The 12,835-nt window shown below is 28.9% G+C and carries 13 protein-coding genes; all 13 read right to left on the bottom strand.

The window, feature by feature from the left end; genetic code table 11:
- Window positions 1-8 precede the first annotated feature (8 nt).
- Window positions 9-2,003: an excinuclease ABC subunit UvrB gene (gene uvrB, locus Q1J60_RS01825; protein ID WP_300257687.1), complete on the bottom strand. Its 1,995-nt coding sequence runs from the start codon at window positions 2,001-2,003 to the stop codon at window positions 9-11.
- Window positions 2,004-2,099: 96 nt separating this feature from the next.
- On the bottom strand, window positions 2,100-3,368 hold the full coding sequence (locus Q1J60_RS01820) for a PDZ domain-containing protein (protein WP_300257684.1): 1,269 nt from the start codon (window positions 3,366-3,368) through the stop codon (window positions 2,100-2,102).
- A 23-nt stretch (window positions 3,369-3,391) separates the two neighbouring features.
- Complete coding sequence (locus tag Q1J60_RS01815) at window positions 3,392-4,678, bottom strand: S41 family peptidase (protein ID WP_300257681.1); 1,287 nt, start codon at window positions 4,676-4,678, stop codon at window positions 3,392-3,394.
- A gap of 88 nt (window positions 4,679-4,766) precedes the next feature.
- Window positions 4,767-5,675: a permease-like cell division protein FtsX gene (gene ftsX, locus Q1J60_RS01810; protein ID WP_300257679.1), complete on the bottom strand. Its 909-nt coding sequence runs from the start codon at window positions 5,673-5,675 to the stop codon at window positions 4,767-4,769.
- Complete coding sequence (gene ftsE / locus Q1J60_RS01805; RefSeq protein WP_300257677.1) at window positions 5,665-6,351, bottom strand: cell division ATP-binding protein FtsE; 687 nt, start codon at window positions 6,349-6,351, stop codon at window positions 5,665-5,667. Before ftsE ends, ftsX begins: the two co-directional genes overlap by 11 nt.
- 475 nt (window positions 6,352-6,826) lie before the next feature.
- Window positions 6,827-7,771 carry a transketolase family protein gene (locus Q1J60_RS01800; RefSeq protein WP_300257674.1) on the bottom strand — a complete coding sequence of 315 codons (945 nt, stop codon included), beginning with the start codon at window positions 7,769-7,771 and terminating at the stop codon, window positions 6,827-6,829.
- Window positions 7,771-8,595 (bottom strand): transketolase, encoded by an 825-nt coding sequence (locus Q1J60_RS01795; RefSeq protein WP_423249102.1) that lies wholly within the window; start codon window positions 8,593-8,595, stop codon window positions 7,771-7,773. The genes Q1J60_RS01800 and Q1J60_RS01795 overlap by 1 nt, the downstream gene beginning before the upstream one ends.
- Window positions 8,596-9,032: 437 nt before the next feature.
- The gene (locus Q1J60_RS01790) at window positions 9,033-9,383 is read right to left on the bottom strand and encodes a type II toxin-antitoxin system PemK/MazF family toxin (RefSeq protein WP_300257671.1); all 351 of its coding nucleotides are present in this window, start codon (window positions 9,381-9,383) and stop codon (window positions 9,033-9,035) included.
- Between the two features lie 5 nt (window positions 9,384-9,388).
- Window positions 9,389-9,631, bottom strand: coding sequence for a hypothetical protein (locus Q1J60_RS01785; RefSeq protein WP_300257668.1), 243 nt, complete (start codon window positions 9,629-9,631; stop codon window positions 9,389-9,391).
- A 243-nt stretch (window positions 9,632-9,874) separates the two neighbouring features.
- A complete protein-coding gene (locus tag Q1J60_RS01780) occupies window positions 9,875-10,468 on the bottom strand; it encodes a germination lipoprotein GerS-related protein (protein ID WP_300257666.1) in 594 nt (197 codons plus the stop codon).
- Between the two features lie 60 nt (window positions 10,469-10,528).
- Entirely contained in the window at window positions 10,529-12,028 is a 1,500-nt protein-coding gene (locus tag Q1J60_RS01775) for an NAD(P)H-hydrate dehydratase (RefSeq protein ID WP_300257663.1), read from the bottom strand.
- Window positions 12,015-12,416, bottom strand: coding sequence for a holo-ACP synthase (acpS, locus tag Q1J60_RS01770; RefSeq protein ID WP_300257660.1), 402 nt, complete (start codon window positions 12,414-12,416; stop codon window positions 12,015-12,017). The genes Q1J60_RS01775 and acpS overlap by 14 nt, the downstream gene beginning before the upstream one ends.
- Before the next feature lie 49 nt (window positions 12,417-12,465).
- Window positions 12,466-12,771, bottom strand: a complete 306-nt coding sequence (locus Q1J60_RS01765; protein WP_300257658.1) for a DUF6514 family protein — start codon at window positions 12,769-12,771, stop codon at window positions 12,466-12,468.
- Window positions 12,772-12,835: the final 64 nt, after the last annotated feature.

Below are 12,835 nucleotides of genomic sequence, written 5' to 3'. Positions count from 1 at the left end.
TATGTAAATTAGTAAACGAAATCTTTATTTAGAGTTTTCTTCAAATCTTTTATTATATCTCTAAGTTCAGCAGCTCTTTCAAACTGAAGATTTTTAGCAGCTTCCTTCATTTCTTTTTCATATTGCTCTATAAGCTTTTCTATAGGAATATCTTTCTTAACTGCCTTTTTAACTTCAGTTTCATAGTTTTCTTTTTGTTCTGAAACCTTAGTAGCTTCAATTATATCTCTAACTTCTTTACTTACAGTAGTAGGCGTAATATTATGTTCTTTATTATATTCCATCTGAATAACTCTTCTTCTTTCAGTTTCTTTAATAGACTTCTCCATAGACTTGGTAATATTATCTGCATACATTATTACTTTACTTTCAGAGTTTCTAGCCGCTCTACCTATGGTTTGTATTAATGAAGTTTCAGATCTTAAGAATCCCTCTTTATCAGCATCTAATATTGCAACTAAAGCTACCTCAGGTATATCTAATCCTTCTCTTAAAAGATTTATACCTATTAATACATCAACCTCTCCAAGTCTAAGCTCTCTTATTATTTTCATTCTCTCTAAGGTATCTATATCAGAATGCATATATGTAGCTTTAACATTTAAATCTTTTAAATACTTAGTTAAGTCCTCAGCCATTCTCTTTGTAAGAGTTGTTATAAGGACTCTAAATCCTCTTTGTACAGTTCTTTGAATTTCACCATAAAGATCATCAATCTGCCCCTGTATAGGTCTTATTTCAATTACAGGATCTAAAAGTCCAGTAGGTCTTATTATTTGCTCTGCCACAACCTTAGAATGATCTAGTTCATACTCCCCTGGAGTAGCACTTACAAAGACTACTTGATTTATTTTGCTTTCAAATTCACTAAATTTAAGTGGTCTATTATCAAAAGCACAAGGTAATCTAAATCCAAAATCAACTAAAGATGCCTTTCTAGATCTATCACCAGCATACATTGCTCTAACTTGAGGTAATGTAACATGACTTTCATCTATAAACATTAAGAAATCTTCCGGAAAGTAATCAAGTAAAGTTTGAGGTGGAGTTCCTGGTGCTCTACCATCTAATATTCTTGAATAGTTCTCTATACCTTGACAATATCCCATCTCTCTAATCATTTCTATATCATAATTTGTTCTCTGCTTTAACCTTTGTGCCTCTAAGATTCTATCCTCAGCTGTAAGAACTTTTAATCTATCTTCAAGTTCATCTTCTATTACACTTATTGATCTTTCTAAGGTTTCCTCAGATGCAGCAAAGTGAGATGCTGGAGTTATACTAACATGTTGTCTTTCTCCAATTATATTTCCTGTAAGAATATCAAACTCTCTTATTCTATCTATCTCATCTCCAAAGAATTCAATCCTAATTCCCTTAGATGATGAAGATGAAGGAATTATATCTAAATTATCTCCTCTTACTCTAAAAGTTCCTCTAGCAAAGTCTACGTCATTTCTTTCATATTGAATTTCTATAAGCTTTTTAATAACTTCATCTCTATCCTTAATCATACCCGGTCTTAAAGATATTGTAAGCTTTTTATACTCCTCTGGATTACCAAGTCCATATATGCAAGAAACTGATGCAACTATTATTACATCTCTTCTCTCTAAAAGTGCTGAAGTGGCTGAATGACGAAGTTTATCAATCTCATCATTAATAGATGCATCCTTTTCTATAAAAGTATCGGTCTGAGGTACATAAGCCTCTGGTTGATAGTAATCATAATATGAAACAAAGTACTCTACTATATTATCGGGAAAGAATTCCTTAAACTCAGCACAAAGTTGAGCTGCTAATGTCTTATTATGAGCTAAAATAAGTGTTGGTTTTTGAGTTCTTTCTATGATATTTGCCATAGTAAATGTTTTTCCTGATCCTGTAACTCCTAAAAGAGTTTGCCCTCTATTACCATTTTCAATAGACTCAACTAATGTGTCTATTGCTTTAGGCTGATCACCTGTAGGTTTAAATTTTGATTTTATTCTAAATTCTCCCATAATGTTCCCTCCTAACTATAAAAGACTGTATCTTTAAATAATTCTCACCTTAATACGTGAAGATTAGATACAGCCAAGTTACCCATTATTTATTTTTTATTCTTTATCTTTACTGGCTTTTTTTAATTTTTCTAAAAATTCATCTATCTCTTTATCAAACGATATTCCTTTAGGAACTAACACTATTCCAAACTGCTTTCCTCTATCCTCGCCTGTAATTGTATGCTTCTCAACATTCCCATTATTTTTTCTTATTTCAAGATCTAAGCCATAAAAATTTCTCTTTATTGCCATAAATACTTCTTTTTCATTCTTAGGAATTTCTCCATTAATTTTAACTATTTTATCTCCACTTCTTAATCCCTTCTTATATGCAATAGAATTTGGTAAAACATCTAAAATACATATTTCATCATCAGTTGAAAAATATATTGGCTTCCTAAGAGATTCTAATTTCAGTTCAATTCTTATTCTAAGTTCATATAGTAATGGAATTAAAATAATTAATATAATAGTAAAAATATAATTTTCCTTGAATAAATAAGCTAATATTATAACCACTATACCATATGCAATATTAATTAATCCAGATGTTATTGTCTTACCTCTTTTACTTTGAGTAAATGTAGTTCCTTCATATGAAGTTACTCCATAAGCTGCTAAAGTTCCTAAAACTGCAACACTCATTATAGCATTAGCTTTATATTCATAAAAAAATGGTAACCATTGTGGTAAATCTTTAATTTCATTAATAATTGAATTTCCACTATTAGCTCCTAAAGCAACTAATAAACATAAAGGTAGTGCCCAAAATCTTCTAAAACCAAATCCACCTACTAACTTTCCATCTTTTTGAGCAAATATAGGTAGATAACCTTTGTCTCCATCCATAACTGCTAAAATACCTTCAACAATTGAGAAAACACCTATTAATACAATGATTGAAGTTAAATTAATAGAAAAACTAAAGCCTTTTCCAAAGTATTCAGTATTAATGCTTACTAAAACTCCTATAATACCTAGAAATGCTGCTATATAAGGAATTTTAATAAATCTATTCTTATATACAATAGAAAATACTGATATTATTAAAATAACATCTATTAAAGAACTATTTTCAAAAGTTACTCCTAAAATACTTAATAATAAACTAGCTATTAGCCCTCCTAATATACCAATTAATATCTGCAATAAAGTCATTTCAAGAGGAGACTGGATACTCCTCCCAAGCATTAACTTTTGCATAAAAGCTATCTTCCTATTTTTAAAATAAAAAATTATAGCTATTAATATTAACATTAAAGACAAGGTAGGACTTACTAATGCATAAGATATAGCTCTTATATTTTCTATAAGTAAATTCATTTTAAGTCCTCCAAAAATTTTATTTATTTTATCTTTTCTTGTATGATTTCTAAGGCCTTTTCAAATTGTGGATCAGTACTTCTTGAATATGTCTTTTCTTTAAGCTCTTTTGGATATTCAACTTTAACATCTGGCCCTATACCTTTTTTATGAATATTTTCTCCATTTGGAGTATAATATTTTGAAATAGTTACTTTTAAAGCTGTTCCATCTTTTTCTTTACCTATCTTATCTAAAACCACTTGAACTATTCCTTTACCAAATGATGTTGTTCCAACTAGAGTTCCTAAATCATAATCTCTAATAGATCCTGCTACTATTTCTGAAGCTGACGCAGTACCTCCATCAATCAAAACTACCAAAGGCATTCCCTGTGCTATTCCACCCTTAGATAAACTTTCCTCTTTATTACCATACTTATCTATTGTAGAAACTATAACCTTATCCTTTGGAACAAAATTTGATACTAGTTCCACACACTCTTTCATAAATCCTCCTGGATTTCCTCTTAAATCAAGGATTAACCCCTTCATTCCTTTGTCTTCTAAATCCTTTAACTGAGTTTCAAAGTCTTTAGCTGTTCCCTCATCAAAAGCTAAGACTTCTATATATCCAATGTTTCCATCAATCATTTCACTTTTAACATTAACTGTTTTAATTACATCTCTAATAACATCAACGTCAAATTCGCCTTTACCTTCTCTATATAATGTTAATTTTATATTTTCTTTTGTAGTACCTTTCATCATTGAAACAGCTTTATCCAATTCATTTCCTGAAACTGCCTCTCCATTTATCTTTAATATAACATCTCCAGTTTTTATTCCTACTTTTTCAGCTGGTCCCCCTTGGATAGGAGAAATTACTACTATCTTACCATCTTTAGCAGCTACTTGAATACCAATCCCCATATAATTGCCCTGACTTTTTTCTTTAAAATCCGAAAACTCTTTTTCGTTCATATAGTAAGTATATTGATCACCTAAAGATGAAACCATCCCCTTTATAGCTCCTTCAGATAACTTACTATCATCAATTTTTCCATCATACCATCTATAAAGCATTTCCCTTATTTCTAATACCTTTTTAAAATTTTCTATATCATTTACTTTCTCTAATGATGACTGAACTTCACTAACATTAGTTATAGGTAAAATACCAAATGCGGTAAGCCTATTTCCAGCATATACAGAAACACCAATTATTAAAGTTAAAGCAACACCCATAGCTAAAACTCTAAATCTTTTTTTCTTCTTAAGATTTTTAATAATATTATTATATTCCTTTTTTTCATCATTATTGTTACTCATAAAAATCCACCCTTTCAAAAAAAAGCTTAAAATACGCTATATTTAAATAGTTTACGTATTTTAAGCTTTTTATATTCTATATTAGATATTAAACGTCTAAGAATTTTCTTAAAGCTATTATACTACCTATTGCACCAATTACAATACCTGCTAGTATAAACTGCCATGACATTGTTGTTAAAACATACATCGGTTGTACAAATTGTGGCATATATAGTGATGATGAAGCTACAATTTTTCCATATAAGAAATTATATCCTGCGAATAATAAAAGTGTTGAAAGAATACCACCTATAAGACCAATTATGATACCCTCTATTACGAAAGGCCATCTTATAAACCAGTCAGTTGCACCAACAAATTTCATTATTCCTACTTCTCTTCTTCTTGAGTAAACAGTTATCTTTATTGTATTTACTATTAAGAATAGTGATACACCTATAAATACTATTCCTAAAACTAATCCTACTGTGTTAATAACTTTTACAAATGAGTTTATAGTTCCTATAAGCTCTTCGTCATTGCCTACATCTTCTACACCATCCATATATTTATTATTAGTTTTCATAGCGCTTTCAACGCTTGAAGCTACTTCAGGACTTTCTAATCTTACTATGTATGAAGCTGGTAATGGGTTATTTTCTTTGCTATATCCAGCTAAAATTTCTTTATTATAGTCACTTGAATCTTCCATTTTTGCAAAAGCTTGATCTTTAGATTCAAATTCTACTTCTTTTACCCCTTGAACAGTCTTAAGTTTTGCTTCAACTGCATCCTTTTGTGCTTGTGTTACATCATCTTTAAGAAAAACCTTAACCTCAACTTTATCTTGAACATCTGTAACCCCATTTTTAACATTTAAAGCAGTTAATAAAAATGCTCCAAATATAAATAACGTAGTAAGAACAGTTGCTATAGAAGCTATACTTATTGTTCTATTTCTCTTTAAACTCTTGAAAGCATCTGATATGAAATATCCTATAGTACTAAACTTCATATTCATATCCTCCTTTCTGAACATCACTAACTACCTCACCTCTATCTATAGCTATAACCCTTTTTTTCATTGAGTTAACTATTTCCTTAGCATGAGTAGCCATAACTACTGTTGTTCCTGCTTTGTTTATGTCATCTATTAATTCCATAATTTCTTTAGCTGTTTCTGGGTCTAAGTTACCTGTTGGTTCGTCAGCTATTAAAACTTTTGGATTATTAACGATAGCTCTTGCTATTGAAACTCTTTGTTGTTCTCCTCCTGATAATTCATTTGGAAACATTTTATATTTATTAGATAATCCAACTAGTGATAATACCATTGGAACTCTCTTTCTTATTTCTTTTGGTGTAGCCCCTACTACTCTCATCCCAAAAGCAACATTTTCATAAACATTAAGAGTTGGTATTAATCTAAAGTCTTGGAATACCATTCCTATTTTTCTTCTATGATAAGGTATTTGTCTTCTTTTTATCTTAGATAAATCCTCATTTCCCATAACTATGTTTCCAGTTGATGGTTCAACTTCTTTTAATAACATCTTTATGAAAGTTGACTTACCAGCACCACTAGGTCCAACTAAGAACACAAATTCACCTTTATCAATGTTTATGTTGACATTTGTAAGTGCTTTGACATTCTTATTATAGACCTTGCTAACATTCTTAAATTCTATCATTGTTAACACTCCTTAATAACTTTTTTCTACTTAAAAAATTAAAATCTAAACAAACGTTTAGAAAAAAATATATATTTACCCAATTACTATCAACACTAATCTATTTTACTATTTTACCTTACTTTTCTACATTAATCTACTTAATTTTTGTTAATATTTCATACATTAATGTAAAGCATCTTAATTATAGCATAACAAAGTTCTAAATTTCTACTAAATAAAGAAAACCCTCACCAAAGACTTACTTAGAATATTTCATCTCTCCTCTTAATAAATTAATATTTAATTTACTTTCCCAATTTTAAATTAAGTATTAATTTATTATTTATATAATAGCCTTAAATTTTTAATATTAATATTTATATTTATATTCATATTTTGGCAATAAAATTAAAATTAATACTTTTTTTTATTTTTATTCATAAAAAAACAGCATGAGAAAATTGCTCATGCTGCTTCTTTTTTATCTTATAGATTATCTTTTTAAGCTCATTGCTTTCTTAGCAGCTTTAACTGCATCTTCTGAAGTTAATCCATAAGCCTTTAATAATTCGTCTGGTTTACCACTTTCTCCAAATGTATCTTTAACACCAACTTTAACTACTGGTACTGGGAATTCTTCTCCAACAACCTCAGCTACAGCTGAGCCTAATCCTCCGATTATGTTATGCTCTTCTAACGTAACTATTGCTCCAGTTTCTTTAGCCGCTTTTAATATAATTTCTGAATCTATTGGTTTGATAGTATGAATGTTTATTAATCTAGCATTAATTCCTTCTTTAGCTAAAGCTTCAACAGCTTCTATAGCTACATCAACCATTATACCTGTAGCAAATAATGTTATATCATTACCTTCTCTTAACTCTATACCTTTTCCAATTTCAAACTTGTACTCAGGTCTGTCATTTATTACATTAACGCCTGCTCTTCCTAATCTTACATAACAAGGTCCATCATATTCAGCGATAGCTCTTATTGCAGCTTCTGTTTCAACTGCATCTGATGGACATATTACTGTCATGTTTGGTATACTTCTCATTAAAGATAAATCTTCTATAGCTTGGTGTGATGCTCCATCTTCACCAACTGTTAAACCAGCATGAGTAGCACATATTTTTACATTTAATCTTGGGTAACATATTGAGTTTCTTATTTGCTCAAATGCTCTTCCAGCAGCAAACATAGCAAATGTACTAGCAAATGGAATTTTTCCACAAGTTGATAAACCTGCTGCTACTGACATCATATTCCCTTCTGCAATCCCCATATTTATGAATCTTTCTGGACATACTTTTTTGAAATCTGCTGTTTTAGTTGACTTTGAAAGGTCTGCGTCTAAAACTAATATATTCTCATTTTCATTAGCTAAAGCAGCTAATGCTTTTCCGTATGCTTCTCTAGTTGCTATTTTTTTCGCCATTAGTTGTCCCCTCCGATCTCTTTTATAGCTTGCTCACATTGCTCTTTAGTTGGAGCTGCTCCATGCCAAGCCGCTTCATTTTCCATAAATGAAACACCTTTACCTTTTACTGTGTTACAAACTATGCAAGTTGGTGCTCCTTTTGTACTCTTAGCTTTTTGTATAGCATTCATTATTTCTTCATAATCATGTCCGTTTATAACTATTACATTCCATCCAAAAGCTTCAAATTTCTTATCTATTGGACATGGACTCATTACTTCTTTAATGTCACCATCTATTTGTAATCCATTAAAGTCAACGAAAGCTGTTAAGTTATCTAATCTATAATGAGCTGCTGACATAGCTGCTTCCCAAACTTGACCCTCTTCTAACTCTCCATCTCCTAAAATAGTAAATACTCTGTAATCTTTGTTGTCTAGTTTACCAGCTAATGCCATACCTACAGCTGCTGATACACCTTGACCTAAAGAACCAGTTGACATATCAATTCCTGGTAAGTCATTCATATTTGGATGTCCTTGAAGGTTTGAACCAAATTTTCTTAATGTTGTTAATTCTGCTGGATCAAAATATCCTCTTCTTGCTAAAGCACTATATAATACTGGTGCTGCATGTCCTTTTGATAAAACGAATCTATCTCTATTTGGATCCTTTGGATTTTTTGGATCAATATTCATTTCATCGAAGTATAAAATTGTTACTATATCTGCGATTGATAAAGATCCACCTGGATGTCCTGATGCTGACTCAGTAAGCATAGTTACTATGTCTTTTCTTATAACCTTAGACATACTTTTTAACTCTTGTATCTTGTTGCTCATAATGACCTCCTGTACATTTATGTAAACTTTTTTAAAATATTATTTTACCTTTTTATCAAGTTCATTCTATCACAAAAAACTAATTTTTCATATAGTAATTTTTTATTTATGCTAATCTTTTTATGCTTTTTACTTTCATTAAGCATATTCTAATACCAAATTAGACTACTCTATTAAACTTTAATTTTAATAGCTTAAAATCATCTTTTTAATATTAAAATCTATAATAGTATATCCTGGATAAAATTTTATATGAAAAAGTTTAAATTAGAGTATCACATTTATAGCTTTAATACTATACAAAAATTGTATCGATTACAGTTAATTATTTTTTTAAATTTTATATATTATTATCTAAAAAATAATTAAAATTTCCTTTTTACAAAAAAATTAAGGCTATGATTAAATATTTAATCATAGCCTAAGTTATCTAATTATTACAAATTTAAACTTATTAACAGAGATTTATTCACTTTTTTCATATCTTCCTCTGTCATATGTCCAATTTTCTCTTTTAATCTCTTCTTATCTAAAGTCCTTATTTGCTCTAAAAGAACAACCGAATCTCTATTTAACCCGTATTCTTCAGAAGAGATTTCTACATGTGTAGGCAATTTTGCCTTATTTATTTGTGAAGTTATAGCAGCAACAATTACTGTTGGACTATACCTATTTCCTATATCATTTTGTATTATTATTACTGGTCTTATTCCACCTTGCTCTGATCCAACAACTGGACTAAGGTCAGCATAAAATATATCCCCTCTTTTTACATTCAAACTAGCCATTTATATCACACTCCGCAAAGCCATGTCTCATATTCTATTTGATCAAAGTATTCTCCAGAAGCTCCTTCTTCAGCATATTGTGAATTTATTAAAGCCATAGCCTTATATCCTTCCTTCATCGCTTCGTAAAAGTCTTCTTCTTTTTTCTTCTCACTATATGTTATTATATTTCTTCCTTTTAATTGACTAAAATTTTGGATTTTTTTTTCTTTTTTTGAATTTTGTTTATTAATCTTTGATACTGACATGTACATCACTCCTAAATGTAAAAAGAGTTATAAAATTATGTATAAATTATATTACAAAATATGCCACCTTGTCAAAGATTTCATCTTAAGCAAATGATATTTTTTGACATAATATTTATTATTAAACTTGTTTCCTATTGTTTTTTCTAATAAAATATATTCAATATGTAAAATTATAACAAAATAAAATTAACTTATTATATTTATTATTGTGATTGCTAAAAAAGCAATCACAATATAATCTTAATTTTTAACTTTACTAAAGTTATTAAACTTTATAGAAACACTTTCTGAATCATCCCTATCATAAATCTTAGCTTCCTTAGGAACTTTTTTCTTTGCATCTATAATCATTACTTCTCTTGAAAAATTTTCATTCCCATTTAATTTTTTAAACTCTAGTATTATTTCAGACTTCTCATTCTCATCCTTCCACTTATAAGTAAATTCATGTTCTTCATTACACAAATCCTTTAATTCATTTATAAACATAAATCTATAGAACTGATCATAGTCTTTTCCAACTTCGTAAGTCTTTTCATCTTTAACGTAGTTTATTATTATTTTATCTTTTTCAAATAATTGTTCTCTATCATCTAAAACAATTTTTGTCCCAACTTCTTCGTCATAATAAATTCTACCTTTTTCTTGAAACTGACCTCTAGAATTTTTAACATCATATATTATTTCCGTTTCATAAGATTCTATAGAAAACATATCTTCCAATATATTCTCTGGTGTTAAATTATAAGTTCTTTGATAGATAGCTAGTCCACCTATAACCCCTAGGATTATAATTAATAGTATTATGAGTATTACATTTCTTTTACTCCTCATGAAAATCCTCCTACTGAAACCTTATACCTTACATACTATTAATTAGTAATCCTTTTTATTCTAAAAGCTAATCAATTCTTTAATTTTATTAGGAATATTTTTTATGATTTCCATAGCACTTACTGTAAAATTATCCTTTGATAATTCATCACCTATATAGCCATGTATATATGCTCCTAAAATAGCTGCATCGAAACTATTTACTCCCTGAGATATTAATGATGTTATAATTCCTGTTAATGTATCTCCCATACCTCCTGATGCCATAGCACTATTTCCAGTTGGATTTACAAATACTTTATCTCCATCAGTTATTATTGTATTATATCCTTTTAATAGCACTATAACCCCATTTGATTTTGCAAACCTCTTAGCAATTCCTATTCTATCTCTTTCAACCTCTTTAATTTCTATACCTAATAATCTCGCCATCTCTCCTGGATGTGGTGTTAATACTATGTTTCCTTTAAACTCTTTTAAAATCGATCTTTTTCTCACTAACACATTGATTCCATCTGCGTCTATAACAAGATTTCCATTATAAAGATTACATATATTACTTAACACTTCAAATGTTAAATCATTATTGCCCATACCTGGTCCAAAAGCAATTACATTTGCTCCACCAATAAACTCTTTGTATTCTTCTTTAGAATTATATGTTCCTGTCATTCCTTCATTTAACTTAATAGATAATTCACTTTGAACATCTTTATTAGTAAATACTGTAACCAAACCAGCACCACTCTTTATAGTTGCTTGTCCTACCATGTAAGCAGCTCCAATAAATCCTTTATGTCCAGCAAATATCAATGCTCTTCCATATGTACCTTTATGACCATATTTGTTTCTATAAGGAAATTTATTTCTTATGTATTCTCTATCTGTAAATATTATATTGTCTGAATTTTTATAAACTATACTCTTAGGTATTCCTATATCTACAACTTTTAGATTTCCTAAATATTGAGAACTTTTATAATTTAAAAATCCTAATTTATAAACTTGAAAACTTATTGTTTCATTAGCCTTAACAGCTATTCTCAAAATACTACCATCATCTGAATTTATACCTGATGGAACATCTATAGAAACTGTAAATTTACTATTTTCATTTATACATTTTATAGTCTCAAAATATATTCCAGAAATCTCTTTATCAAGACCTGTTCCAAAAATGCCATCAATAAGCATTTCACTATTTATTATGTTATTTTTTAATATCTCTAAATGATTAAAATTAGAGATATTTTGTATATAGCAACCTAGCTTTTCTAATATAGTAAGGTTAGTTTTATAATCTACAGACCCATTTTTTTCTTTCTCTAATATATGTACATAAACTTTTTTACCTTTATTTAATAGATGTCTTGCAATGCCTAAGGCATCACCACCATTATTGCCTCTTCCAGAAATAATAGTAAAACTTTCTTTAGTTAAATCTATATTTTCTAAAAATTTAATTATGGCATTTTCCATTAAAACTATGCTTGGCATATTAAACTTTTCTATATAATCTTTATCCATATTTCTTATACTATTAGAACTACATATTTCCATAACATTCACCCTCCAAAATAGAATATGCAATTGCATTACTATTATTATGAGAAATACTTAAATGTATCTTTAGTGAATTATTATTTCCAATTAGTTTATTGCCTATTAACTTTGCACCATTATGCAAAATAACATCAGGTTTTCCTAATTCATTTCTAAGAATTTCAATATCTTTAAAAGAGAATCCCCTTATACCAGTTCCCAAAGCCTTACTTATAGCTTCTTTAGCAGCAAAATTTCCAGCTATAACTTCACTATTCATATTTCTATTAATAAAATAATCAATTTCTTTTTTAGTAAATAACTTACTTATAAAATTTTTATTATTTTGAATAGCTTGTTTAACTCTTTCTATTTCAATGATGTCAACACCAATACCTATTATCATAGAGATCCTCTCCCCTTAATCATTAATATATTTATCTACTATGATACTACTAGAATGCAAAATCAGCTACACAGTTATCAACATCTTCACCTATAACATCAATTAGATGTATAGGTGATACTTCATACTTATGCAATTTCTCCACTAAAATTTCTACATTATCTTTGTTAGGAGATATCTTCTCAACTGAATTTCTTTCTATGTTAATTAAACGTGAATCTATAAAATCTTTTCTTTCAACTTCTATCCCATATACTGTTGATCCCTTAAAACAAGTTTCTATCAATCTATAACAAAATTTGTAGCACTTATCTTCTAAGTTTACTTCTTTACACAAATTTTTTATGACTTTCATTGAATTTCCTCCTTATTTCCCTATGTTATATGCATGTACACACTAATCATCTTTATATTATCAT

The sequence above is a fragment of the Clostridium sp. genome, from assembly GCF_029258205.1.
Taxonomy (GTDB): Bacteria; Bacillota; Clostridia; order Clostridiales; family Clostridiaceae; genus Sarcina.
The sequence above is the reverse complement of the archived record's forward strand: the minus strand, read 5'-3'. Positions and strand labels throughout refer to the sequence as shown.

Bases quoted from the DNA above. Each gene is read 5' to 3' on its own strand.
- uvrB (WP_300257687.1), bottom strand. From the start codon at position 2,003: ATGGGAGAATTTAGAATAAAATCAAAATTTAAACCTACAGGTGATCAG.
- Q1J60_RS01820 (WP_300257684.1), bottom strand. From the start codon at position 3,368: ATGAATTTACTTATAGAAAATATAAGAGCTATATCTTATGCATTAGTA.
- Q1J60_RS01815 (WP_300257681.1), bottom strand. From the start codon at position 4,678: ATGAGTAACAATAATGATGAAAAAAAGGAATATAATAATATTATTAAA.
- ftsX (WP_300257679.1), bottom strand. From the start codon at position 5,675: ATGAAGTTTAGTACTATAGGATATTTCATATCAGATGCTTTCAAGAGT.
- ftsE (WP_300257677.1), bottom strand. From the start codon at position 6,351: ATGATAGAATTTAAGAATGTTAGCAAGGTCTATAATAAGAATGTCAAA.
- Q1J60_RS01800 (WP_300257674.1), bottom strand. From the start codon at position 7,771: ATGGCGAAAAAAATAGCAACTAGAGAAGCATACGGAAAAGCATTAGCT.
- Q1J60_RS01795 (WP_423249102.1), bottom strand. From the start codon at position 8,595: ATGAGCAACAAGATACAAGAGTTAAAAAGTATGTCTAAGGTTATAAGA.
- Q1J60_RS01790 (WP_300257671.1), bottom strand. From the start codon at position 9,383: ATGGCTAGTTTGAATGTAAAAAGAGGGGATATATTTTATGCTGACCTT.
- Q1J60_RS01785 (WP_300257668.1), bottom strand. From the start codon at position 9,631: ATGTCAGTATCAAAGATTAATAAACAAAATTCAAAAAAAGAAAAAAAA.
- Q1J60_RS01780 (WP_300257666.1), bottom strand. From the start codon at position 10,468: ATGAGGAGTAAAAGAAATGTAATACTCATAATACTATTAATTATAATC.
- Q1J60_RS01775 (WP_300257663.1), bottom strand. From the start codon at position 12,028: ATGGAAATATGTAGTTCTAATAGTATAAGAAATATGGATAAAGATTAT.
- acpS (WP_300257660.1), bottom strand. From the start codon at position 12,416: ATGATAATAGGTATTGGTGTTGACATCATTGAAATAGAAAGAGTTAAA.
- Q1J60_RS01765 (WP_300257658.1), bottom strand. From the start codon at position 12,771: ATGAAAGTCATAAAAAATTTGTGTAAAGAAGTAAACTTAGAAGATAAG.